Here is a 23,024-nt window from a genome sequence, read left to right as displayed (position 1 = left end):
CTGTGAAAAGAGCGTGATAACACGCTATAAGGGAGCATCAGGAGTCACAAGATGTTGCGGCTCAAACTGTTCGGGCAATTTGAAATCGTGGGAGCGGACCCGCCGATTGCCCTGTCCAGCCATAAACTCAGCGCCATGCTGGCCTACCTGGCTATGGCTGAAAAGCCGGTACCGCGCGATCAGCTTGCAACTCTGTTATGGGGGAATCATTTCGACGAACAGGCGCGCCAGAATGTTCGTCAGGCTCTGGCAAGGCTGCGCAAAGTGATCGGGAAGGAAGTGCTGGTCTCCAGCGACGAGACTGTACAGCTGAATCCAACGATGATCGGCAGCGACGCTCGCGACGTCGAAGGCCTGATCCGCTCTGATACGCCGGAAGGGCTTGAATCAGCGACCAAGCAACTTGGACTGGAATTCCTAGCAAGCACCGACATCCGGGAGCCTGTTTTCGAAGAGTGGCTGCTCGGCATGCGTCGGCGTTTTCAGAAACTCCTGGCCGATACGCTTGTGCGTCTGGCCAGGAGTGAGCTTGGACTGAGCCGGGCCGATGAGGGGTTACGCCACGCGGAGGCCTGCATTTCTCGCGACTATTTCCGTGAGGACGCCCACCGGCTGGCCATGCAAGCGCTGGCAGCGCTTGGTAGACGCAGCGAGGCGGTGCGGCGATACCTGGAACTGACGCAGCGTTTGAAGCTGGAATTGGGTACTCTGCCCGAGGCAGAAACGGTCCAGCTTGTCGATCAATTGCGCAATTACGGATCCCTTGATGCGCCCATAGTTTCGCAAAGCAAGAAACCCTCCATCGCCGTCCTGCCATTTGCCAATCTCAGCAATGAACCCGAGCAGGAGTATTTCGCAGACGGCGTCGTCGAGGAGATAATCACTGCCTTGTCACGCCTTCACTGGTTGTTCGTCATCGCGCGCAATTCGAGCTTCACGTACAAAGGTCGCGCGGTGGATGTGCGCCAAGTTGGTCGTGAATTGGGGGTTCGTTACATTCTGGAAGGGAGTTTGCGCAAGTCCGGGGCGCGTGTCCGCATCGCGGGGCAGCTCATTGACGCGGAAACCGGTGCCACCATCTGGGCTGACCGCTTTGAGGGCGAGCTCCAGGACCTGTTCGATCTGCAAGACCAGATCACAAGTCATACGGTGGCAGCCATGTCGCCTCGGCTCGAAGAGGCGGAGATTGCACGATCCAAGCACAAACCCACCAGCAGCCTGGACGCGTATGACTGCTACCTGCGTGGACTTGCCGGCTTGAACTCATGGAGCCGCCAGGGCAGCAAAGATGCTCTCCATTACTTCAAACGAGCTATCGCGCTCGATCCGAAATTTGCTGCCGCCTATGGTCTCGCCGCCCGCTCAATCGCACAACGCAAAGCCTTGAACTGGATGGAAGATCAGACACAAGAGGAAAATGAAGCGGTATATCTTTCCGAGAGGGCGGCCGAATTCGGCCGCGAGGACGCTGTTGCGCTCGGCACCGCCGGCTTCGCGCTTGCATTTCTGGCTGGACGTTTCGCTGATGCCGATGCGCTCACAGAACGCGCACTCCGGCTCAATCCGAATTATGCGTGGGGATGGTTCTTCAGCGGCTTCGTAAAGGCGGTCAGTGGCGAGCCGGACCTAGCCATTGAGCGATGTTCAAGGGCTCTCGACCTTAGTCCTCAGGATCCCCACAGCTACAGCATGGAAATCTCCATAGGCACGGCCCATTTCTTGGCCGGGCGCTATTCCGAGGCGCTTGCCCAGGCGGAAAAAGCTTCTCGCCTGCAGGCTCACCGATTTAGCACACTCACCTTGATCGCCGCATGCAGCGCTTATCTTGGCGAGCAGGAGAAGGCTGAATCTGCCGCCGAGCGACTGCATGAACTGGAGCCCAATCTACGGCTAAGTAATTTGCATCGTCGCTGTTACCCCATGAAGCGCAGCGAAGACTTTGACCGGTTGAAGGAGGGCCTGCGCATAGCGGGGTTTCCGGAGTGAACGTGGCGTCGTCACAGTAGTTATCCGGACAAGGTGATTGGGTGCAGCCGTCGGATCTCGGTATTCCTCAATCTCATGCTTTCGACCATAGGCATTCAAAGCTGGGGACCGCGCCCGGAAAGCCCTTGAGGCGCCGCGCGACGCGGTTGCTGAAAATGTCCCGACGCCCGTCCTTCCGGTAAATGTTCTCCGAGGCCAGGATCTGATCGCCTTTTGCCCGCGAGCACAAACGCGCGGCAAGCTGAACCGAACGACCGAACAAGTCGTTGCTGTCTTCGACGGGTTCGCCGCAATCCAGCCCGATACGGACATGTATGGGCTCGGGATTGCCGGCGTTGTACCGGTTGAACTCCCGCTGGATCAGCATCGCGGAATCAACGGCGGCCTTCGATAGAGGAAATGAAGCCATGATGCCGTCTCCGGTGTGCTTCACCTCCTGTCCGCCAAACCGCTTCAGGCATCGGCGAACAATCGCGTCATGTGCCCTGACCAGTTCGGTTGTCATCAGGTCGCCGAGACGCTGGGTTATGCTCGTAGAACCAACGATGTCGGTGAACATGATGGCTCTATGCGCCGCCTCCGACAACGCCGATGAATGACTAGTGGTCAGCTCGGGGTCGTGAATGCGGCCGAGAAAAGCCTCGATTGCGGAAATCGAGACCTCGAGGATCTCACCGGGAATATGCCCGTGGGCATCGCGGTGCACACATTGCACCGCATCCGCGCTTGGCGCGTCAACAAGACAGAAGGTCGTGCCATTTCTCTCATCGAACCAATAGGTGAGGAACTTCACGCCGTACTTATCTTGAAGCTCCAGGTCCTTGCGGTGCGCCTCTGCCACGTCTTCCGCAGTTCCTCCGGCTATATCGTGCCGGTCCATATAAATAGGCATAGTCTACTCCAACATCGCTTAGTGCTGCATTTGGCCTCCCAGTCCCTTGCTCAGCTCTGCCAACCCGCCCCGTGAACCATGAGCTCCAGACAGCTTCGTTATTACTCGCCAAGTATCTCACCGGGACGGTACAGCAGACCGCGCTCCGACAGGCTGGGCTTGCGGCAATAGTCGCCAAGCTGGCCCTGTGGGGTCGGATCCCCGGCATAACCCCACCAGCCGTCACTTCGGAGCCAATAGTTTCCATCCGGTATGGAAACGCAACCCAGCTGTTCCAGTCGCTGAATTTGTGCCGAGTTCAAGAACTGGCCATTCACGATCACGTATCGTTGGGCGTCAGCTGGACTTGCGACGAAGCTACCGGCTATTCCCGCGAACAGGAATGCCATTATCGTGATACGAATTTTCATGGGCTTTGCCTCCACTATCCGTAGAGAAGCACGAGCATTCTATTATTCGGCCAATGAACCGTCTGTGATATTTCCCACAAAGCTCGCCGCGTCACGGCGCCGCCGCGACTGCCCCTTGCGACGACTGGATACAAGTCGTTATTTGAAATTGGCGGCCACGCAGCGGCTTTGAGTTCCAGCAAGCCCCGCTGGGAAACTAGAGCAATACTGAAGTTCGCGCTTCGTATTGCCTATTATCCATGCGATCCCTTCCGGAAACAGATTTGACTCAGAGGCTGTCGTCCTGGGCAGCCGTTCTTTCGTTACATCCAGAAGAACATATTCGCCCGCAGTATTGAAGGGCCGAAAGGTCAAGGTGCATGTCGCACTGAGTGAAATTTGCTGGACGACGGTGCCGCGTGTGGCGACCCGATGGTCTCCACTGCAGTAAAAAACCTCCGAGGTGCTCGGGTCCATATAGGCGATCGTTGAATAGCATTCGGAGTACAAAAGGGTCCCCTGATGAGACTGCGAGCAGATCGTTGATATGCCTGTGGCCAGTTGAGCGCCTGGCGCGACGCCTGCGGTGCTCGTCGCGATCGAGAGACCGATGATAAAACATCGAGCAAGACAAAAAGCGGGGGTCATTTGAACGTCGCCGCGACACATCGGTTCTGAATGCCGGCCTCGCCGGCAATGAACTGGGAGCAGTATTGAATTTCACGCAGATTGCGGGCGGCGACCCAGGCCACACCGTCCGGATACAGGTCCATTCTGGAACGCGGAAGTACCGGCAACCCGTCCTCGGTCATGTCCAACAGCGTGAAGCCGCGGCTGTCTGGATGCGTGTCAAATAAGAGAGCGCACTGCGCCTTCGCCGATATGTCGTGGACCTTGCCTGCGCGCGTAACGACGAGATGGACGCCTTTGCAGTAGAATATCCGGGCGTTTGCAGGTTCGGCATAGGTGATGGTGGAATCGCATTCCCAGAAATGATACTGGCCCAAGTCGTACTGCGAGCAGAAGGTGCGCACGTTCTGTCCAATCTGGTTATCCTGCGCCTTTGCATCCAGCTGGCCTGGAAGAAAGCCGAGAATAGCGACGGACAGCAACCGCTTGAACGAATCCGGATTCATCATCTGGCTTACCGCAATTCCAGACACTTGCGCGCGCGGCTTGCGGCGATGCCGCCCAGACGTGGGCCCTCAAGTGCCCGTGAGCCGGAAATACTATAATAATATTGCCGACGTGAGAACCAGGACGGCTTGCGCGTCACCAGGAGGATATCAAACATGACGACGCCTCAGCCCCTGCGCTCTCGCGCCTTGCGGGCGAACCTTAAATTCGCCGTGGCGTTGGCCGTCCTCATTCTGCTGCCGGCCTGGTCGCTCGGCTATTGGCAAGGTTGGCTCTTGTGGCTGCATGTCTGCATATGGTGCTTCGGACTGACCCTCTATTTCCTGAAGCGCGATCCGGCGCTGGCGGAGCGGCGGATGGAAGTTGGCGCAAAGGCCGAGCACCTCCCCTCACAAAAACGCATCCAGGTCTTCAACAGCGTCGCGATCGTCACACTTTTCGTCGTGTCGGCACTCGACGCCGGCTCGAGATGGTCGTCAATGCCGCTTGCCGGCATCATGATCGGCCATGGGCTCGTCATCCTGGGCTTTCTCATTATCGCCGTCACGCTCAGGGAGAATTCCTTCGCCGCCGCCACGGTCACAGTCGCCGAGGGCCAGCGCATCGTCTCGACCGGCCCCTATGCCTGGATTCGTCACCCGATGTATGCGGGCGCTCTCATTCTCTGCGCCGGTATCCCGTTGGCGCTCGGCTCATGGTGGGGACTTGTGGTCCTGCCGCTCTTGCTGGCCGGTCTTGTTGCGCGCCTGATCGATGAGGAACGCCACCTCGTGGCGCATCTTGCCGGCTATGCCGATTATTGCCGGCGCGTCCGTCACCGCCTGGTGCCCGGTCTCTGGTAGCAACGAACGAAGCTTTGACTAGCGGCGAAAAGGCGGGCACTAAACAGTGGACATCCGCCTGCCGCTGAAGGGAGTACTTCATGGTCAACGAAACACTCGCCGGCGTTTTCGCGCCCGTGCTCACCCCCTTCGACAGGACGTTGAAGCCCGATGCGCCGCTTTTCGCCAAATATTGCGGGTGGGTGCTGTCGCAAGGCGCGGGGCTTGCGGTCTTCGGTACCAACTCCGAAGCCAATTCCCTCACAGTAGGGGAAAAGCTCGAGCTTTTCTCGCTGCTCATCGACAACGAACTGCCGGTCGAGAAGATGATGCCGGGCACCGGCGCCTGCGCGCTGCCCGATGCTGTGGCGCTGTGCCAGGCGGGGGCCAAGGCCAAGACCGCCGCCACTTTGATGTTGCCGCCCTTCTATTACAAGGACGTGTCAGATGACGGATTGTTCGCCTTTTATGCCGAGACGATCGAGCGCGTCGGCGACGCAAATCTGAAAATCTGCCTCTATCACATCCCGCAGGTTTCGGGGATCGCGATCAGCCTGAAGCTGATCGAAAGGCTGATCAAGCAGTATCCGGATACCGTTGTCGGGATCAAGGATTCGGGCGGCGACTTCGCCAACACCAAGGCGATGCTCGATGCCTTCCCGGACTTCCGCGTCTTCTGCGGCTCGGAGCGCTTCCTGCTCGAAACGATGCGGCATGACGGAGCCGGTTGCATCTCGGCGATGGCCAATGTCCATCCCGGCGCCATCGTCAATCTCTATGAGACGCGCGCCAATGCCGACGCGCAAGCCAAGCAGGACGCACTCAACGCGACGCGCGCCGCCTATGACGGCATCGCGATGATCTCAGCGCTCAAGCGCACGATCGCCGAATATGGCAAAGCGCCCGGCTTCAAGACGATGCGGCCGCCGCTTACCGATTTCCCAGACGAGGCCTGGGAAGCCCTGAAGACCAAGCTCAGCGCGTTGAGCCTCAAGACGCCCAATCTCGACAAGGCGCTGAGCTAGACCTGAGCTTAATCCCTCGACAGGAGCCGCATCGCGGCGAGCGTCAGGAGGAAGCTCGCGACGGTGATGACGGCGCTCAGCGCATAGATGAGCGAGACCTGCGTGCTGTGCGAGGCCGATGCCGTCCACAAATAATAGGGCAAGGTCATGATGCCGCCGCGCGCATAGAGGGTGCGCGGCAATTCGTTGAAGGATAAGAGAAAGCTGAAGAACAGCGACGCCGAGATGCCGGGCATCAGCAAGGGCAGCTCGATGTCGAGGAAGCGGCGCCAGCGCGGGGCGCCGAGGTCGCGCGCCGCATCGAGCAGTCTGTGGTCGAAGCGGACGACGACGATCAGGATGCAGAGCAGCGCGAATGGCAGGGCCCAGATGAAATGGGCGAGGAAGACCGACCAGAAGCCGGTGCGGATGCCGATGAGACCGCGATAGAAAATGAGAATGGCAATACCGACGAGAATGCCCGGCATCACGATCACCGACAGATAGGTGGCGAGCAGACCGCCGCGGCGGTGCGCCAGCGGGACGGCGCGGCCGATCAGCAGCGCCGCGGCAGTGGCGTTGAACGAGACGAGAAGGCCGATGCCGACGCTGGTGGCGAGCGGCCGCGTCCATCTGGAGTTTTCACCCTCGAAAAGCGAGGCATACCATTCAATCGTCAGCGGCCAGGGGATGCCGGTCAAGGGCTGCGCGCTGAAGGACAAAAGGACAAGACCGAGGATCGGCAGATAAAGCAGGACCATGGCGAAGACGCCGCAGGCGACCGCGAACCTCACCCCGTTGCGGGTGAAGAGACCGGCCGGCGGCAGGCTGTTCCGTCCGCTCACGACTGCATCCCCGCAAATATCCCGCCTTCCGCCGCCTGCCGGCGCGCCAGTACCAGGCGCGCGATAAGGAAAGCCAGCAGCATGGCGAGGACGAGAAGCGACGCCAGCGCGGCCGCACCCGGATAGTTCATCGCGCGGATCAGGTCGTCGAAGGTTTCGGCGATGAGCGCCACATTGCCGCCACCCAGAAGCGTCGAGGCGACATTGTCGCCGAGCATCGGAATGGCGGTGAAGACGAGGCCGGCGGCGATGCCGGGCGATGCCAGCGGCACGACGACATGGCGTAACGTCGTGAAGGCATCGGCGCCGAGATCGCGGCTCGCCTTGATCAGCTCATCGTCGATCAGAGAGAAGGATATGAAGAGCGGCCAGACCATGGACGGAAAATAGGGACCGATCAGGCCCAGATGCACCGAGAATTCGGAGAACAGCAGCCAGCCCACGGGGTCGGGCGAAATGCCCGTCTGGGCAAGGAAGATGTTGACGAGCCCTTCGCTGCCAAGGATCGAGCGCCAGACGATGGTACGCGCGGCGGGGCTCAGAAAGAACGGGACGACGAGCAAAATGAGAAGGGTGGATTTGAGCCAGCCCGGCTTCATCCCCTTGGCGAGCCACAGCGCAAAGGGAAAGGCGAGCAGCAATTCGATGAGGGTCACGACCACCACGATGCGCAAGGTCCGCAGCACGATCTCGATGCGGAAGTCGACCAGGATGTCGGCATAGGCCTTGGTGGATAAGGCCCAGACGAAGCCCAGCCCCTTGCCTTGGATGAAGGAGATCACCAGGAGCGACAGAATGGGCAGGAGGACGCCCAGGACCCACAGCACGGTGAGGGTGCCGATCGCCGCCTGCTCGACGCCGGTGCCAGCCTGGCCTTTGCGCATGGCGGACATGATCGCTTCCTTAAGGAATGCGGGCGGAGCCGGAGACCAGCCCCGCGCCGATCACGATCCGTTCAGGGTCGGACCGACCCGAACGGATGAACGTGATCAAGTTTCTAATTTGGCGCGTGATCAGAGGAAAACCGGTAGCCACTTTTTCTGATCACGCGCTGATATCACGCGTTGCGGAAACGCGCCATTTCGGCGTCATGTGCCGCCAGATCGTCGGGTGCGCCGCCGATCCAGTAGTTCGGGTTGAGGAACTTGGTCTTGACCTTGACGATATTGGCTTCGACTGCGGCGACCTTGTCCGCGGGCCAGCCGGCCGCTTTGGCGTATTCGAGGCCCAGATCCATGCGCGATCCGGTATAGCCGCGCAGGACCGCGAGTTCGGCGGCATAGGAGCCGCCGAGAAACCAGTCTAGGGCGCGATAGATCTCCTCGATATTCTCGCGCTCGGCCGCCTGCACGGGGATCGAGGTCGCATGCATCCAGTTGATGTGGAAATCGCTGCAGGTCGCGTATTCGACGTCGTGGCCGCGGCCCTTGACATCCTTCACCGCCGGCTCCCAACAACGCTGCACCAGCACCTCGCCATTGACGAAATTGGCGATCTGCTCGTCATAGGTCTTCCACAGATTGCGGAACTGCCCGGCCTTCTTGCGCTCGATCATTTAGTCGGCGGCGGTCTTCACTTCGCTGGCCGTCATATTGGCGGGATCGGCGATCTCGGCGAGCTTGCGGTCCTTCAGATACATGCCGCCGATCATCAGCGCGATATTGTCGCCGTCGATCGACGCCTTGCCGAGCGTCTTCTCGTTGTTGAGCAGGATGTCCCAGTTGAGCGCTTCCGGCGGGCGGATGAGGCCGAGCTTCTCGGGATAATAACCGAAGCTGTCGGCATTGTAGTAGAGCGGCGCGGCCCAGTCCTTGTCGTCGCCGGCATAAAGCACCGGGCTGCGCTTCACGCTGTCGGCGATGCCGGCATAATTCTTGAGGCGCGACGTGTCGAGCTGCGCCACCTGGCCCTGCTTGACCATCGGCTTCTGGACGCCCGCCAGCGTGTTGATGAGATCGAAGCGCTCGCCCGCGTCATTAGCGAGGATCTCGTTATAGAGGGCGCCCACATCGTCGACATTGAAGGAGGTGAACTCCATCTTGAGGCCGGTGTCCTTCTCGAACTGGCTCCAATCCTTGAGCGCCACCGTCGGTCCGCCCATCATGCGGATGGTGCCAGGTGCGGCACGCGCGCGCCTGATGCTGTGGTGGATGAGCGAAGGCGCGGCGAGCGCGCCGACGCCGGCGGCAAGGGTCTTGAGCACCGCGCGCCGGTTCAATGGCCGGCCCTTCCTGCGTTCAGTCATGTTTCTTCCCTTTCGATGATGTTTCTTGTTGGCCTGCGCTTTCGGGCCCGATGCTGCCGATCACGCAGTTCTCGGGTGCGAAACTCAAATCGGCAGCTGGCGGCAGCACATCCTCGGCGCCGTCGAGACGGACCATCATCTCCCCGACCGGACTCTTGAACGGCACGTCGGTGAAACGGCCCTTGTAGACGGGAGCGCCGGCCCTGCCGCGCAGATGATTGGTGCGGTCGGCGGCCTTCGCGATGTGGATATGTTCGGCCCGAATGGCGGCGAAGGCGGTATCGCCGGGACGCAAGTCCCTGGCGACGACACGGCCGCGGACCGTCGCGCCGGCGATGTCGATTTCGGCGTCCCGGGCCGACACGCGAACAATACGGCCGCGCAGGACATTCTCGAATCCCATGAAGCGCGCGGCGAATTCGCTGGCGGGACTGGCGAACAGGTCGCGCGGGCTTCCCATCTGCTCGATCGTGCCGGCGCGCATCAGCACGATGCGGTCGCTCATGGTGATGGCTTCCTCCTGGCTGTGGGTAACCAGGATGAAGGTGGCGCCGGTCTTGCGGCGCAGCTCGATGAGCTCGAGCTGCATGTCGAGGCGCAGGCGCTCGTCGAGGGCGCCCAATGGCTCGTCGAGAAGCAGGATGTCGGGGCCCATGACCAGTGAACGCGCCAGCGCCACGCGTTGTCTTTCGCCACCGCTCAATTGATGGATGCGGCGATCATATTTGTCGGGCAGGCGTACCAAGGCCAAGGCTGCTTCGGCGCGGCGGCGGCGCTCCTCTGGCGTCACCTTGCGGATGCGCAGGCTGTATTCGACATTCTCGCCGACGCTCATATGCGGAAACAGCGCGTAATGCTGGAAGACCGTCGAGACATTGCGCGCCTCGGGCGGCACGCCCGCGATCGAGCGGCCGTTCAGGCGCATCGCATCGGCGGAATCAGGTTCCTCCAGCCCGGCAATGACGCGCAGCAGCGTGGATTTGCCGGACCCCGACGGGCCCAGCAAGGTCAGGAACTCGCCTTTGGCGACGTCGAGGGAAATGCCCCGCAAGGCGAGCACGCCGGAATAGCTCTGCCGCACATTGGCCAGAGTCAGGATGGGGTCGGAGGCTGTCCCAGGTCCGCTAGTCGCCAGTTCAGACATTGTCCCGCTCTGCTTGGACGAAGTTCGGATCGCCGCTCTCGACCCGGCAAGCCTACTTTATCGTTACAGATAAAATAGACCGCGCTTCAGAAAAAATGTCAAGCGCTGCGTATTGCCGAAAAATATGGTGTCTTGTTGCCATTCGAGAGCGCCAACGCAATACCTTCCAAGATGGCGCCCTTGACGAGTTCGTGATTTTAGCTTTAACGTTTTATACCTTAAATCGCGAGATCACCTCATGCATGCCACCGCCACGCTCCGCGAGCATCTCTATACGGCCGTCCTTTCCGACGTGATGGACGAGATGGGACTGACCACGCAGGCGATGCGTCCCTTCGTGCGGCCCGTCGACGACACGCTGATCTTCGTCGGCCGCGCCCGCACCGCGCTTTTCACCAACACCTATTCGGTTCTCGAGGGCGAAAATCCCTATGAGCTGGAAATTCGCCTGGTCGACGATCTCAAGCCCGGCGATGTGGCGGTCGTCGCCTGCGGCGGGCCGACCGACCGCATCGCGCCATGGGGCGAGCTCCTGTCGACAGCGGCCACCGCGCGCGGCGCCGTGGCCTGCGTCACCGACGGGCTGGTGCGCGACGTGCGCCACATCAAGGCGATGAAATTTCCCGTCTTCCATGGCGGCATCGGCCCGCTCGACAGCCGCGGCCGCTGCCGGATGATCGAGATGGATCGCCCGATCGATTGCGCCGGCGTCCGGGTCACCGCCGGCGACTGGGTATTCGGTGATATCGACGGTGTCGTCATCATCCCACAAGGCGTGGCCGACGAAGTCTTCACCAAAGCGCTCGACAAGGTCACGCGCGAGAATCGCACGCGCGACGAACTGCGCGCCGGGCGTCTCCTTGCCGAAGTCTACGAAAAATACGGCGTACTCTGAGGTCGGCCATGACGGCTCCCGCCAGCTTGCGCTTCGCCATCGATACCGGCGGCACTTTCACCGATCTCATTGTCGGCGAAGCGGATGGCAGCCTCACCATGCATAAGGCTCCGACGACACCCGCCGATCCGGTGGCCGGCGTCATCGATGTGCTGAAGGTTGCCGCCGCCGCCAAGGGCGAGAAGCTCGCCGATTATCTGGCGCAGGGTGAGGTGCTGGTGCATGGCACCACGCATGCGATCAACGCCATCGTCACCGGACGCACCGCGCGCACCGCCTTCCTCACCACCGAGGGCCATCCCGACACTTTGGTCTTCCGCGAGGGCGGGCGCCAGGATGCGTTCAATTTCACTATCCCTTACCCCGAACCCTTCATCCCTAAGGCACTCACCTTCGAGATCGAGGAACGCATCATGGCCTCGGGGGAGGTGCGCACGCCTCTCAACGCGGCGAAGCTCGCCGCCCTGTTGAAGGAGCTCCCCGGCAAAGGCGTCGAGGCGATCGCCGTCTGCCTCCTGTGGTCGATCGTCAACCCTGAGCACGAGCTCGCGGTCGGCCGGCTGATCGAGAAACATCTGCCCGGCATGCCCTTCACGCTGTCGCACCGGATCAATCCCTCCATCCGCGAATATCGACGCGCCATGTCGACCGCCATCGATGCCGCGCTGAAGCCGATCATGGGCAGCTATATGCGTGGCCTCGACCGGCGCCTCAGCGATGTCGGCTTTGCCGGAAGGCTCCTGGTGGTGTCCTCGCAAGGTGGCGTGATGGACGCCGCCGAAGTGGCCGAGCAGCCGGTGCATCTCATCAATTCCGGCCCGAGCATGGCGCCGGTCGGCGCCAGGGCCTATTGCAGCGGCGGCGACACGGACACGCTGATCGTCGGCGACACCGGCGGCACGACCTTCGATGTGTCGCTGGTGCGCAACGGGCGCATCCCGCGCACGCGCGAGACCTGGCTCGGCAAGCCCTTCTCCAGCCATCTCACCGGCATGCCGTCGGTCGACACCAAGAGCATCGGCGCCGGCGGCGGCTCGATCGCCTGGGTCGATGACGGCGGCCTTCTGCATGTCGGGCCGATCAGCGCAGGCGCTGTGCCCGGGCCCGCCGCTTATGGCCGCGGCGGCACGCGCCCGACGGTGACCGACGCCTCGGTGGCGCTGGGCATCATCGATCCCCTGCATTTTCTCGGCGGCAGGATGAAGCTCGACCGCGAGGCGGCCGAGGCGGCGATCCAGCGCGATGTCGCTTCGCCTCTCGGCCAGAGCGTCGAGGCGGCCGCTGATGCGATCATCGAGCTTGCCACCGAGCACATGGTGCAGGCCATACTCGACATCACGGTCAATCAGGGCATCGATCCGCGCGAAGCGGCCTTCGTCGCCGGCGGTGGTGCTGCGGGGTTGAATTGCGTCGCGATCGGACGCCGGCTCGGCTGCCGCACGGTGCTGGTGCCCGAGACGGGTGCCGCGCTCGCCGCGGCGGGCGCGCTGGTGTCGGATCTCGTCGCCTATCACCAGGCGATGCTGTATGCCACGAGCAAGGATTTCGATTTCGCCGCGGTGAACAAGGTGCTCGCCGATCTCGAGGCGCATTGCGAAGCGTTCCGCCGGCAGATCGGGCCCGATGCGATCTTTGTCGGCATCGACTGGTCGACGGAAGCCCGTTATCCCGACCAGGCATGGGAAATCGAAGTGCCGTTGTGCGTGAGCCGCTTCCAGGAGAACGCCGATGTCACCCGGCTCGTCGCCGATTTCCACAAGACGCATCAGGACATATTCGCGGTGAGCGACGAGGCCTCCTCGATCGAGACGATCGGCTGGGCGGCGGCGGTGCATTGCCGCCTCGGGGCCACGGCGCCGGGCCGCATGCGGCACCAGCAGGACGGCGCGATCGGCCAGGATCGTCAGGTCTATTTCAAGGATAGCGGCTGGGTGAAGGCCAAGGTCGCCAGCATCGACGCGCTTGCCGGCGATGCCGTGGTCGAGGGGCCGGCCATTCTCGAATCCGGCTTCACTTCGATCGTAATCGACCCGGGCGCCCGCGTAGCGCGCGATCGGTCCGGCACGCTCGTCATCGATATCGGAGCTTAGGGAGACGCATGCGCGACAATCCATCGAACGCCATGAACCGCGTCCAGCTCGCCGTGCTCACCGCCCGCTTCGAGGGCGTGGCGCGCAAAATGGCCAATACGCTGCACCGCACCGGGCGCTCGGGCATCCTCACCATCGCGCGGGACTTCTCCTGCGTGATTCTCACCGCCCGGCATGAACTGCTGACCGCCTCCGACAGCCTGCCCATCCATGTGCTGCGCGGGCCGGAGGTCATGTGCAAGACGATGACCGACAATCATCCGCAGCTCCGCCGCGGCGATGCCTACCTGCACAATTCACCCTATCATGGCTGCACCCATCCGGCCGATCACAGCATCCTGGTGCCGGTGATCGACGACGACGGCATCCATCGCTTCACCGTCCTCGCCAAGGGACATCAGGCCGATTGCGGCAATTCGCTGCCGAGCACCTATATGGGAGCGGCCAAGGACGTCTATGCCGAGGGCGCCCTGATCTTTCCGGCGGTCAAGATCCAGAGCGACTATCAGCATCAGATGGACCTCGTGCGCATGTGCCAGTTGCGCATCCGGGTGCCCGAGCAATGGTGGGGCGACTATCTCGCCACCTTGGGCGCGGCGCGCGTCGGCGAGCGCGAGATCCTGGCCTTAGGCCGCGAAGTCGGCTGGCAGGCGCTCGAGGACTATGCCAGCGCCTGGTTCGACTACAGCGAGGAGCGCATGCGCGCCGCGATACGCGGCATGCCCAAGGGCCGCATCACGCGCAAGAGCCGGCACGATCCCTTCCCGGCTACGCCTCCGGATGGCGTCGAGGTCACCGTCACCGTCGACATCGACCCTGAGGCCGAGCGCATCGAGGTCGATGTACGCGACAATATCGGCTGCCTGGAGAATGGCCTCAATCTCTCGGAAGCCTGCGCGCGCTCGGCGCCGATGGTCGGCATCTTCAATTCCATCGACCATACGGTGCCGAAGAACGAAGGCAGCTTCCGCCGCATCTCGGTGCTGCTGAAGGAGAACAGCGCCGTCGGTCTACCGAAGCACCCGACCTCCTGCTCGGTGGCCACCACCAATCTCGCCGACCGGGTCTCCAATCCGGTGCAATGCGCCATCGCGGAGCTCGGCGACGGTCTCGGCATGGCCGAATCGGGCGCCTGCATTCCAGCTTCTTCAGGTGTCGTCTCCGGAGTCCATGACGGCCAGCCCTTCGTCAATGAAGTCTATCTCGGCTGCACCGGCGGCGCCGGCGCGCCCTCGACCGATGGCTGGCTCACCATCATGCATACGGGCAATGCCGGCATGTGCTACCAGGATTCGATCGAGATCGACGAGCTCAGGCATCCGATCTTCGTGAAGGCCAGGCGGCTGATGGCGGATACCGAAGGGGCGGGCAGGTTCCGCGGCGCGGTGAGCGCCTATTCGGAATTCTCACCTGTCGGCTGCGCCATGACGGTTGCCTATGTCAGCGACGGCAATGTCAATCCGGCGCGGGGTGTGCGTGGCGGTCTCTCGGGGGCGCCCTCCGCGCAATATGTGCGGCGCGCCGGCGGCGCGCTCGAGCCGACACCGGGCTGCGCCGAGGTGCTGGTCCAGCCGGATGAGGCGATGGTGTCGATCAGCTGCGGTGGTGGCGGTTACGGGCCGCCCGAAGCGCGCGACCCGGCGCTGGTGCTGCGCGATGTGCGCGAAGGCTGGGTCAGTCGCGCCAGGGCCGAAAGCGTCTATCGTGTCGCCGTTACCGATGCGCTCGAGCTCGATGCGGCACGCACCGCGAATTTACGGAAGGGATGACGCAGTGTCCTCATGCTGAGGTGCGCCCTCGGCCCTTGAGCCGAGGGCGCCTCGAAGCATCCAACAGGATACAGTGAGATTGCTGCAACAGACCCTTCGAGGCCCACTTTCGGTGGGCACCTCAGGGTGAGGGTAATGCGTGGACAGATTTCGCTATGCGTTAATCCGACTCGCCCGGCAGGAGTGTCACGTCGAACAGCATCTCGCTTTGCTTGAAACGGCCTTCCGACAGGCGGGCGAGCAGCAAGGCGGCGCCCTGCTTGCCCATCTCATAAGCGGGCGAGGCGATCGAGGTGAGGCGCGGACGCACATAATCGATGAAGGCGAAGCCGTTGCAGCCGGTGACCCGCACATCGCCCGGCACCGCGAAATTGCGGTCCTGCGCCCAGGTGAGCGCGGCGCAGCCCATCTGGTCGTTGCCGCCGAGCAGCGCGTCGGGCAGGCCGTTGCGCTCAACATAACGCGCAATGGCAATCTGCGTGTCGGCGATCTCCTCGCTGCCGCAGGTCACCGTGTCGAGCCTCGCGCCATGGCGTTCCGCCACCGCCATGACGCCGGCCTGGCGCGCGGCCATTGCCGCCCAGCTCTGGGCCGGCACCAGCAGCGCCAGCCGCCGGGCGCCCCGCGCGATGAGGCGCTCGGCGAGGAGCTCGCCGGCCTTGTGATCGTCCTGGCGGACCGACAGCGTGTCGGTCATGAAATCCGGCGCCTGATCCTGGAAAATTACGATCGGCTGGCCGGTATCCTCGAGCTGGCGATAGAGCGCGCGGCGCTCCTGCTGGGTGCCGGAGGCCATGATGCAAAGACCATCGGTCTGATCGCGGCGCAAGAGATGCAGATCGGCGACCGCGGCTTTGCGGATGCCGGTGACCAGCAGGCCATAGCCGTGGCCGCTGAGATAGTTGGAGATGCCGGCCAGGATGTTGCTGGTCATCAGATCGGCGAGGAAGCGCGGCTGCTCGTCGACGACGATCAGACCTATGGCGCCGCGCTGCGACAGGCGCAGATTTCGGGCGCCCGCATTGGGACGATAGTTCAATTCGCGAATGGCGGCGGCGACCCGTTCGCGCGTCGCCTCCGACATCAGTTCCAGCCGGCCGTTGACCACGTTGGAAACCGTCGTCATGGAGACGCCCGCCCGCCGGGCGATATCGCGCAAAGTCACCCGCTCATCAGCCATGTCCCGTTCCGTCCGCCTCCATCTGGTTCAGCCGCCTACTTTAACGTTACTCTAGCCGAAAAGCGTGGCCCGGCCAGCCGTTGACCACATCTATCTTCACAAGGAAAAGCACCATGTTCACGAAGATCATCGCCGCCGACGGCGCTCCCAATACCGGCTCCTATTCCCCCGCCCTCAAGGTCGGCGATTTCGTCTTCGTGTCCGGACAAGGCCCCATCGATCCCCAAGGCAATATCGTCGCCGGCAGCATCGAGAGCGAAGTGGCGCTCACTCTCGACAATGTCAAAGCACTGCTCGCCGCGGCGGGCGCGCGCATGGATCAGGTGGTCAAATGCACATGTTATCTCGCCGACATCGCGGATTTCGACGCCTTCGACCGCGTGTACCGGACTTATTTCGGGGAGGTGAAACCGACGCGCACCACCGTCGCCGCGGGTCTTTCCGGCATCAAGATCGAGATCGACGCTATGGCCTATGTCGGGCGGTAGGCGGATGCTTCGCCCGCAGGCGACGTGGTTGACTTGACTTCCGGGGAATATGGACTAGCTTCGGCGCGCCATGATCACGTTTCCGAAACGTCAAATGAAGAAGGAGGCTCGGCGCCTTAAAGCCGACCTCTCGCCCGGACGCGCCTAACGCAGCTCCCGCGTCCGGGATAATCAGGCATTTCACATCACAATTCGAAGATGCGGCGCCGTCGGGCCAGCCGGCTTCGATCACATTCATCACCTCGGGCGGAATCCGCCTGAAGTGATCACGATCCAGGAGTTTTGCGGTGAGATTTGTGGATCTCTTTCAGAGTGACGACATCATATTGGACCATCCCGCCGATACCGGCCCCGCGGTGCTGGAGGCGGTTTCAACTCATTTGAGCGCCAGGAGCGGCGCCGACATGGAGACGATCCGGGCCGCGCTTACCATCCGCGAGGATGTCGGTTCGACCGCGATCAATCATGGCGTCGCGATCCCGCATGCGCGTCTGGGCTGCGTGACGGCGCCCGCCGCCACCTTCATGCGGCTCGCCCGGCCGATCGATTTCGATGCTCTCGACGGACACCCCGTCGACCTCGTCTTCGCGATGATCTGGCCGGCGATGCCCAAGGAGCATTCGCTCATCGGCCTCGCCGAACTGTGCCGGCTCCTGCGCGAGCCGCCGCTGCTCCATTGGCTGAGGGAAGCCGCAAGCCCGCGCGAGGCGCGGATGCTGTTGTGCTGTACGGCGGAGATCATCGCCGCGCGCGATGCGCGCACGCGCCAGCGCGTGCCTGCCCGCTTCTCGCGTCCGCAGCCGATGCCGGCATGAACGCGCCCGTCCGCCTGCAATATGGAGCGCTGCCGCACCGCCCGTCGGCCCAGGGCGGCAGCGACATAATGCTGATCACGTCGCGCGACACCGGCCGCTGGATCATCCCCAAGGGCTGGCCGATGCGTGGCAGGAACGGCGTCGAGGTGGCGGCCCGCGAGGCCTTCGAGGAAGCGGGCGTCGAAGGCGAAGCCGCGACGCAGGCGATCGGCGCCTATCACTACCGCAAGCGCCGGCCGAACGGGCGATCCCTCATCTGTCGCGTCGAGGTCTTTCCCCTCGGCGTCACCAACGAACTGGGGCGCTGGCCGGAATGGCATCAGCGCCAACGCGCCTGGTTCGCCGCGGCGCAAGCAGCTGAGCTCGTCGATGAAGCCGAGCTCAAGACCCTCATCCTCACAATGAGCGAGATCACCTTACGATGATACAGACGCCCTATTATCTGATCGACAAGACGAAGCTCGCCCGCAACCTCGCCATAATCGACGAGGTGCGCGAGCGTTCCGGCGCGAAGGTCCTGCTGGCGCTCAAATGCTTTGCCACCTGGTCGGTCTTCGATCTGATGCGCGCCCATATGGACGGCACGACTTCCTCGTCGCTCTACGAAGTACAGCTCGGTCATGAGAAGTTCGGCGGCGAGACGCATGCCTATAGCGTGGCCTTCGCCGATCACGAGATCGACGCGGTGATGTCGCATGCCGACAAGATCATCTTCAATTCGATCGGCCAGCTCGAGCGCTTCGCCGGCAAGGCGGCGGGATTGTCGCGTGGCCTGCGGCTCAATCCGGGAATCAGCTCCTCGGGCTTCGATCTCGCCGATCCGGCGCGCCCGTACAGCCGGCTGGGCGAATGGGAGCCCGAGCGGATCAGATCCGTGCTCGGCCGCATCGACGGCTTCATGATCCACAATAATTGCGAGAATGCCGACTTCGCGCTCTTCGACCGGATGCTGACCGAGATCGAGGAGCGCTTCGGCCTGTTTCTGCGCGAGGTCGACTGGGTGAGCCTCGGTGGCGGCATCCACTTCACCGGCGAGGGCTATCCCATCGAAGCATTCTGCGCGCGGCTCAAGCGCTTCGCCGAGCGCCATGGCGTGCAAGTCTATCTCGAGCCTGGTGAAGCAGCGGTGACGAAGAGCACCACACTCGAGGTGACGGTGCTCGACACGCTCCATAACGGCAAGGATCTCGCCATCGTCGACAGCTCGACGGAAGCGCATATGCTCGATCTCCTGATCTACCGGCAAAGCGCCAAGGTCAGCCCCGATGCTGGACCTCACCGCTACATGATCTGCGGCAAGTCGTGCCTCGCCGGCGATATTTTCGGCGAGTTCAGCTTTCCGGATCGGCTGAAGCCCGGCGACCGCATCTCGATCGAGGACGCGGCCGGCTACACGATGGTGAAGAAGAATTGGTTCAACGGCGTGCAGATGCCGGCGATCGTCCTGCGCGAGGCCTGCGGCCGGCTGAACCCTGTGCGTCAATTCTCTTATGAGGACTATCTCGCGAGCCTGTCGTGAGACCCTCATTGAACCCCTAGTGCGGGAGGCGAAAAGGCAGACACCGGTTTATCGCAACAACCCGGCGCTAGGATATTGGAAGCGATCACGTTCATGAGTTTGGACTCAATCGTGATCTACGAAAGGAAGCACCCTAACGAAATGAAGAAGAATGTTCTCATCATTGGCGCCGGCGGCGTGGCACAGGTGGTCGCGCATAAATGCGCGCAGTACAACGATCTCCTGGGCAATATTCATATCGCCTCGCGCACCATCGGCAAATGCGAGGCGATCATCCGCTCCGTGCATGAGAAGCGCAATGCCGTGACCGGCCGCCGTCTCACCGCGCATGCGCTCGACGCGCTCGATATCGAGAAGACCGCGCAGCTCATCCGCGATACCAGCAGCCAGATCGTCATCAATGTGGGTTCGGCCTTCCTCAACATGTCGGTGCTGTCGGCCTGTCTCGCCACCGGGGCCGCCTATATCGACACCGCCATCCACGAGGACCCGCGGAAGATCTGCGAGACGCCGCCCTGGTACGGCAACTACGAATGGAAGCGCCGCGACGAATGCGCATCTCTCGGCGTCACCGCATTGCTGGGCGCGGGCTTCGACCCCGGCGTGGTCAACGCCTATGCCAGGCTCGCGCATGACGAGTATTTCGACCGGATCGATTCGATCGACATCATCGACGTGAATGCCGGCGACCACGGGCGCTATTTCGCCACGAACTTCGATCCCGAGATCAATTTCCGCGAATTCACCGGCCAGGTCTGGTCGTGGCAGAACCGGCAATGGACGGCGAACGCGATGTTCGAGGTCGCCGAGGAATGGGACTTGCCGGTGGTCGGCAAGCGCATCACCTATATGACCGGACATGACGAGATCCATTCGCTGTCGCGCACCCTCGATGTTCCGGACATCCGTTTCTGGATGGGCTTCGGTGAGCGCTACATCACCGTGTTCAACGTGTTGAAGTCGCTGGGCCTGCTTTCGGAACAGCCGGTGACGACGGCGGAAGGCCAGAGCGTGGTGCCGCTGAAGGTGGTGAAGGCGGTGCTGCCCGATCCCTCGTCGCTGGCGCCCGGTTACACGGGCAAGACCTGCATCGGCGATCTGGTGAAGGGCGTCAAGGACGGCCAGCCGCGCGAGATGTTCATCTACAATGTCGCCGATCACGCCGACGCCTATCGCGAGGTCGGCAGCCAGGCGATCTCCTACACGGCAGGCGTGCCGGCGGCGGCGGCGGCGATCCTGATCGCCAGAGGCGACTGGGACGTCGGCAAGATGGCGAATATTGAGGAACTGCCGCCGCGGCCTTTCCTCGCGCTACTCGACGAGATGGGACTCCCAACCCGGATCAAGGACGCGGCCGGCGACCGGGCGCTGAACGAAACGACGGGCGCGGACGATATCCCCGCACCCGTGGCTGCGATACAGCGACGCCGCGCCTGACGATGCGCATGGCCGCCCCGCACGGGGCGGCCAAAACTCTCGCCGCCGACCTCGCTAGTTTACTCAATCTCGACAAAATTCGAACATAAGCTAACGCTTCGCGGGAATAGTCTCGAACAGGCTTTGGGTTGATCTTCGTCTCCGGCTGAGGTAGTTCGGCTGATAAGACGGGGCATTCAGGATTGAGAAGGAAGACATTGTGGCGGCACGGTTACGTCTCAAGGCCCTGAGTCTGGTCATTGCGGGCAGCCTCGCCGCGACGCCGGCCCTCGCCGGCCCCTCATTGGTTCTTGACGCCGCCACCGGCGAAGTTATCTCACAGGATCGCGCCGGGGAACCCTGGTATCCCGCCTCCCTCACCAAGATGATGACCGCCTATGTCGTCTATGAGAAACTGAAGCGCGGCGAGATGCAGCTCGACCAGAAGCTCACTGTGTCCGAGCTTGCCTCGAAACAGCCGGCGAGCAAGGTGGGCATGCGGCCGGGGTCGACGATCACCGTCGATCTCGCCTTGCAGATGCTGCTCGTCTATTCCGCCAACGATATGGCCTATGTCCTGGCGGAAGGTGCGAGCGGCACTTATCCCGAATTCGTGAAGCTGATGAATGCCGAGGCCCGTCGCCTTGGCATGACGGCGACGCACTACGCCAATCCGAACGGCCTGTTCGATCCGCGTCAGGTAACGAGTGCCCGCGATATCGGCGTGCTCGCTTCCGCCATCCTGCGTGATTACCCCGAGCGCGCGCATTATTTCTCGCAAGACCATGTGAGCCTTGGCAAACGGCAATTGCGCAACCGCAATAGCCTGTTGCGCCAGATGAAGACGGCCGACGGCATGAAGACCGGCTTCGTGTGCAATTCCGGTTTCAACCTCGCGGCCTCGGCGAGCGAGAACGGCCGCAAGCTCATCGCCGTCGTGCTCGGCGCGCCGGGCGGCAAGGCGCGCGCCGATCTCGCCGAAATGCTGCTGACGGCTGGATTCGCCAAGCCGCCGCAGCCGCAGCAGATGCGCATCAACCAGATCGCCAACGACGAACTCGGCGCGCTGGTGCCGGTCGATCTCACGCAGACCGTATGCAAGGGCAAGCCCACCGCCGTCGCCAAGGCCTCGGGCCTCACCGGCTGGGGCGTATCTTTCGGCTCCTATGACAAGCCGGAAACCGCCGACATGGCGCTGCGCGGCCGCCTGCTTGGCGTGCGCGACATGGTCGACAACTCGACCAGCGGCGTGGTGCGCGTTCCCGGCGCCAATGGCTACAACGCCATGGTATGGAATCTCGATCAGAACGCCTCGCTTACGGTGTGCTCGGCGGCCCGCCAGAAGCCGAATGGCTATTGCGAAGTGATGACGCCGGAGAACTTCGCCTCGATTGCCGCGCTGGCGCGTGCAACCGAAGAGCGAATCCAGCCCGCCGCGGCGCAGGAAAACACCAGCCCGCCGAAGAAGAAAAAGCGCAAGAAAAACTAGAGCGTTTCCCGCGAAAGTTGCTCGACTTTCGCGACAAGGAAGCGCTCCAGATATATGTAAGCGAGCCTTTTCCCGCTCTCTCTTGAAAAACGCACGCGCTTGTGCGCTCAATACGCAGCGAGTCAACCTGCCGTGATGTGGGGGCTTCTGGGTGATCTACGAGATCTGTGTGGATTCGGTGGCAGGCGTGCGCGCCGCGAAGGAAGCGGGCGCCCATCGCGCCGAGCTCTGCGCCAATCTTCTCGAAGGCGGCACCACGCCGAGCCTCGGCCTCATCCGGGCGGCGCGGCGCGTCACCGGCATCGGCATCCATGTGATCATCCGGCCACGCGGCGGCGACTTCCTGTTCGACGATGACGAATATGCGATCATGCAGACCGACATTGCCGCCGCCAGGCAGGAGGGCGCGGACGGCGTCGTCATCGGCCTTCTCACCGCGGAAGGCGACGTCGACGCCGAGCGGACGCGGGCACTGATCGCTCTGGCGCGTCCCTTGTCCGTCACCTTCCACCGCGCCTTCGACATGGCGCGCGATCCTTTCGCGGCGCTCGAGACGCTGATCAGCCTCGGTGTCGACCGCATTCTGACATCGGGTCAGGAGGCTAGCGTACTGGAAGGCCTCCCGCTCATTTCGGAACTCATCAAGCGCGCCGGCGAGCGCATCATCATCATGCCGGGCGGCGGCATCACGCCGCGCAATGCGGGTCGCATAGTCCAGGCGGCGCATCCGAAGGAGACGCATTTCGCCGCACTCACCGCTGAACCCGGCGGCATGCGCTTCCGCCGCGATCACGTCTTCATGGGCGGCGAGCTGCGCCCGCCCGAATTCGACCGTCTCGTCACCTCAGGCCAGATCATCCGCACGGTGATGAAGAACACAACAGGCTGAGGAGGAAAGGG

The 23,024-nt window shown here is 62.6% G+C and carries 23 protein-coding genes; 13 read left to right on the top strand and 10 right to left on the bottom strand.

Annotation, left to right across the window (positions count from 1 at the left end; all coding sequences use genetic code 11):
• Window positions 1-51: 51 nt before the first annotated feature.
• Entirely contained in the window at window positions 52-1,986 is a 1,935-nt protein-coding gene (locus G5V57_RS11325) for a BTAD domain-containing putative transcriptional regulator (RefSeq protein WP_165167596.1), read from the top strand.
• Between the two features lie 73 nt (window positions 1,987-2,059).
• Here G5V57_RS11325 and G5V57_RS11320 read toward each other — a convergent pair whose 3' ends face one another.
• From G5V57_RS11320 to G5V57_RS11305, 4 genes are all read right to left on the bottom strand, one after another.
• Window positions 2,060-2,878 (bottom strand): nickel-binding protein, encoded by an 819-nt coding sequence (locus G5V57_RS11320; protein WP_165167595.1) that lies wholly within the window; start codon window positions 2,876-2,878, stop codon window positions 2,060-2,062.
• A 101-nt stretch (window positions 2,879-2,979) separates the two neighbouring features.
• Window positions 2,980-3,288, bottom strand: coding sequence for a hypothetical protein (locus tag G5V57_RS11315; RefSeq protein ID WP_165167594.1), 309 nt, complete (start codon window positions 3,286-3,288; stop codon window positions 2,980-2,982).
• Window positions 3,289-3,911: 623 nt separating this feature from the next.
• The gene (locus tag G5V57_RS11310) at window positions 3,912-4,406 is read right to left on the bottom strand and encodes a hypothetical protein (protein ID WP_165167593.1); all 495 of its coding nucleotides are present in this window, start codon (window positions 4,404-4,406) and stop codon (window positions 3,912-3,914) included.
• A 5-nt stretch (window positions 4,407-4,411) separates the two neighbouring features.
• The gene (locus tag G5V57_RS11305; protein ID WP_165167592.1) at window positions 4,412-4,561 is read right to left on the bottom strand and encodes a hypothetical protein; all 150 of its coding nucleotides are present in this window, start codon (window positions 4,559-4,561) and stop codon (window positions 4,412-4,414) included.
• Here G5V57_RS11305 and G5V57_RS11300 point away from each other — a divergent pair.
• The gene (locus G5V57_RS11300; protein ID WP_165167591.1) at window positions 4,560-5,246 is read left to right on the top strand and encodes an isoprenylcysteine carboxylmethyltransferase family protein; all 687 of its coding nucleotides are present in this window, start codon (window positions 4,560-4,562) and stop codon (window positions 5,244-5,246) included. The genes G5V57_RS11305 and G5V57_RS11300 overlap by 2 nt on opposite strands.
• Before the next feature lie 80 nt (window positions 5,247-5,326).
• Window positions 5,327-6,250, top strand: a complete 924-nt coding sequence (locus tag G5V57_RS11295) for a dihydrodipicolinate synthase family protein (RefSeq protein WP_165167590.1) — start codon at window positions 5,327-5,329, stop codon at window positions 6,248-6,250.
• A gap of 8 nt (window positions 6,251-6,258) precedes the next feature.
• On the opposite strand, the gene G5V57_RS11290 is transcribed toward G5V57_RS11295, so the two are convergent.
• The 5 genes from G5V57_RS11290 to G5V57_RS11270 form a co-directional block, all read right to left on the bottom strand.
• A complete protein-coding gene (locus tag G5V57_RS11290; protein WP_165167589.1) occupies window positions 6,259-7,074 on the bottom strand; it encodes an ABC transporter permease in 816 nt (271 codons plus the stop codon).
• Window positions 7,071-7,967 carry an ABC transporter permease gene (locus G5V57_RS11285; protein ID WP_165167588.1) on the bottom strand — a complete coding sequence of 299 codons (897 nt, stop codon included), beginning with the start codon at window positions 7,965-7,967 and terminating at the stop codon, window positions 7,071-7,073. Before G5V57_RS11285 ends, G5V57_RS11290 begins: the two co-directional genes overlap by 4 nt.
• A 164-nt stretch (window positions 7,968-8,131) precedes the next feature.
• Window positions 8,132-8,629 (bottom strand): hypothetical protein, encoded by a 498-nt coding sequence (locus G5V57_RS11280; RefSeq protein ID WP_165167587.1) that lies wholly within the window; start codon window positions 8,627-8,629, stop codon window positions 8,132-8,134.
• A complete protein-coding gene (locus tag G5V57_RS11275; RefSeq protein WP_165167586.1) occupies window positions 8,630-9,319 on the bottom strand; it encodes a hypothetical protein in 690 nt (229 codons plus the stop codon).
• Window positions 9,312-10,463: an ABC transporter ATP-binding protein gene (locus G5V57_RS11270; protein WP_165167585.1), complete on the bottom strand. Its 1,152-nt coding sequence runs from the start codon at window positions 10,461-10,463 to the stop codon at window positions 9,312-9,314. The genes G5V57_RS11275 and G5V57_RS11270 overlap by 8 nt, the downstream gene beginning before the upstream one ends.
• A 238-nt stretch (window positions 10,464-10,701) precedes the next feature.
• Here G5V57_RS11270 and G5V57_RS11265 point away from each other — a divergent pair, with 238 nt between their 5' ends.
• Genes G5V57_RS11265 through G5V57_RS11255 form a run of 3 tightly spaced genes read left to right on the top strand, consistent with a single transcriptional unit; the run spans window position 10,702 to window position 15,217 of the window.
• Complete coding sequence (locus G5V57_RS11265; RefSeq protein ID WP_165167584.1) at window positions 10,702-11,358, top strand: RraA family protein; 657 nt, start codon at window positions 10,702-10,704, stop codon at window positions 11,356-11,358.
• Window positions 11,359-11,366: 8 nt separating this feature from the next.
• Window positions 11,367-13,448, top strand: coding sequence for a hydantoinase/oxoprolinase family protein (locus G5V57_RS11260; protein WP_246737593.1), 2,082 nt, complete (start codon window positions 11,367-11,369; stop codon window positions 13,446-13,448).
• 8 nt (window positions 13,449-13,456) lie between these two features.
• Entirely contained in the window at window positions 13,457-15,217 is a 1,761-nt protein-coding gene (locus G5V57_RS11255; protein WP_165167583.1) for a hydantoinase B/oxoprolinase family protein, read from the top strand.
• 160 nt (window positions 15,218-15,377) lie between these two features.
• On the opposite strand, the gene G5V57_RS11250 is transcribed toward G5V57_RS11255, so the two are convergent.
• Window positions 15,378-16,397, bottom strand: a complete 1,020-nt coding sequence (locus tag G5V57_RS11250; protein WP_165167582.1) for a LacI family DNA-binding transcriptional regulator — start codon at window positions 16,395-16,397, stop codon at window positions 15,378-15,380.
• 113 nt (window positions 16,398-16,510) lie between these two features.
• Here G5V57_RS11250 and G5V57_RS11245 point away from each other — a divergent pair, with 113 nt between their 5' ends.
• From G5V57_RS11245 to G5V57_RS11215, 7 genes are all read left to right on the top strand, one after another.
• A complete protein-coding gene (locus G5V57_RS11245; RefSeq protein ID WP_165167581.1) occupies window positions 16,511-16,885 on the top strand; it encodes a RidA family protein in 375 nt (124 codons plus the stop codon).
• A gap of 287 nt (window positions 16,886-17,172) precedes the next feature.
• Window positions 17,173-17,700 (top strand): PTS sugar transporter subunit IIA, encoded by a 528-nt coding sequence (locus G5V57_RS11240; protein WP_165167580.1) that lies wholly within the window; start codon window positions 17,173-17,175, stop codon window positions 17,698-17,700.
• Entirely contained in the window at window positions 17,697-18,125 is a 429-nt protein-coding gene (locus G5V57_RS11235; protein ID WP_165167579.1) for an NUDIX hydrolase, read from the top strand. The genes G5V57_RS11240 and G5V57_RS11235 overlap by 4 nt, the downstream gene beginning before the upstream one ends.
• Window positions 18,122-19,219, top strand: coding sequence for a carboxynorspermidine decarboxylase (gene nspC / locus G5V57_RS11230; protein WP_165167578.1), 1,098 nt, complete (start codon window positions 18,122-18,124; stop codon window positions 19,217-19,219). Before G5V57_RS11235 ends, nspC begins: the two co-directional genes overlap by 4 nt.
• 141 nt (window positions 19,220-19,360) lie before the next feature.
• Window positions 19,361-20,656: a saccharopine dehydrogenase family protein gene (locus G5V57_RS11225; protein ID WP_165167577.1), complete on the top strand. Its 1,296-nt coding sequence runs from the start codon at window positions 19,361-19,363 to the stop codon at window positions 20,654-20,656.
• A gap of 199 nt (window positions 20,657-20,855) precedes the next feature.
• Window positions 20,856-22,124 carry a D-alanyl-D-alanine carboxypeptidase family protein gene (locus tag G5V57_RS11220; RefSeq protein WP_165167576.1) on the top strand — a complete coding sequence of 423 codons (1,269 nt, stop codon included), beginning with the start codon at window positions 20,856-20,858 and terminating at the stop codon, window positions 22,122-22,124.
• 151 nt (window positions 22,125-22,275) lie between these two features.
• On the top strand, window positions 22,276-23,013 hold the full coding sequence (locus G5V57_RS11215) for a copper homeostasis protein CutC (protein WP_165167575.1): 738 nt from the start codon (window positions 22,276-22,278) through the stop codon (window positions 23,011-23,013).
• Window positions 23,014-23,024 lie beyond the last annotated feature (11 nt).

The organism is Nordella sp. HKS 07 (assembly GCF_011046735.1).
In the GTDB taxonomy this organism is placed as follows: Bacteria; Pseudomonadota; Alphaproteobacteria; order Rhizobiales; family Aestuariivirgaceae; genus Taklimakanibacter.
The sequence above is the reverse complement of the archived record's forward strand: the minus strand, read 5'-3'. Positions and strand labels throughout refer to the sequence as shown.

Coding starts and splice junctions, on each gene's coding strand:
- G5V57_RS11285 (WP_165167588.1), bottom strand. CDS start 7,967: ATGTCCGCCATGCGCAAAGGCCAGGCTGGCACCGGCGTCGAGCAGGCG.
- G5V57_RS11270 (WP_165167585.1), bottom strand. CDS start 10,463: ATGTCTGAACTGGCGACTAGCGGACCTGGGACAGCCTCCGACCCCATC.
- G5V57_RS11310 (WP_165167593.1), bottom strand. CDS start 4,406: ATGATGAATCCGGATTCGTTCAAGCGGTTGCTGTCCGTCGCTATTCTC.
- G5V57_RS11315 (WP_165167594.1), bottom strand. CDS start 3,288: ATGAAAATTCGTATCACGATAATGGCATTCCTGTTCGCGGGAATAGCC.
- G5V57_RS11305 (WP_165167592.1), bottom strand. CDS start 4,561: ATGTTTGATATCCTCCTGGTGACGCGCAAGCCGTCCTGGTTCTCACGT.
- G5V57_RS11225 (WP_165167577.1), top strand. CDS start 19,361: ATGAAGAAGAATGTTCTCATCATTGGCGCCGGCGGCGTGGCACAGGTG.
- G5V57_RS11255 (WP_165167583.1), top strand. CDS start 13,457: ATGCGCGACAATCCATCGAACGCCATGAACCGCGTCCAGCTCGCCGTG.
- G5V57_RS11235 (WP_165167579.1), top strand. CDS start 17,697: ATGAACGCGCCCGTCCGCCTGCAATATGGAGCGCTGCCGCACCGCCCG.
- G5V57_RS11245 (WP_165167581.1), top strand. CDS start 16,511: ATGTTCACGAAGATCATCGCCGCCGACGGCGCTCCCAATACCGGCTCC.
- G5V57_RS11260 (WP_246737593.1), top strand. CDS start 11,367: ATGACGGCTCCCGCCAGCTTGCGCTTCGCCATCGATACCGGCGGCACT.
- G5V57_RS11275 (WP_165167586.1), bottom strand. CDS start 9,319: ATGACTGAACGCAGGAAGGGCCGGCCATTGAACCGGCGCGCGGTGCTC.
- G5V57_RS11250 (WP_165167582.1), bottom strand. CDS start 16,397: ATGGCTGATGAGCGGGTGACTTTGCGCGATATCGCCCGGCGGGCGGGC.
- G5V57_RS11325 (WP_165167596.1), top strand. CDS start 52: ATGTTGCGGCTCAAACTGTTCGGGCAATTTGAAATCGTGGGAGCGGAC.
- G5V57_RS11280 (WP_165167587.1), bottom strand. CDS start 8,629: ATGATCGAGCGCAAGAAGGCCGGGCAGTTCCGCAATCTGTGGAAGACC.
- G5V57_RS11265 (WP_165167584.1), top strand. CDS start 10,702: ATGCATGCCACCGCCACGCTCCGCGAGCATCTCTATACGGCCGTCCTT.
- G5V57_RS11295 (WP_165167590.1), top strand. CDS start 5,327: ATGGTCAACGAAACACTCGCCGGCGTTTTCGCGCCCGTGCTCACCCCC.
- G5V57_RS11320 (WP_165167595.1), bottom strand. CDS start 2,878: ATGCCTATTTATATGGACCGGCACGATATAGCCGGAGGAACTGCGGAA.
- nspC (WP_165167578.1), top strand. CDS start 18,122: ATGATACAGACGCCCTATTATCTGATCGACAAGACGAAGCTCGCCCGC.
- G5V57_RS11300 (WP_165167591.1), top strand. CDS start 4,560: ATGACGACGCCTCAGCCCCTGCGCTCTCGCGCCTTGCGGGCGAACCTT.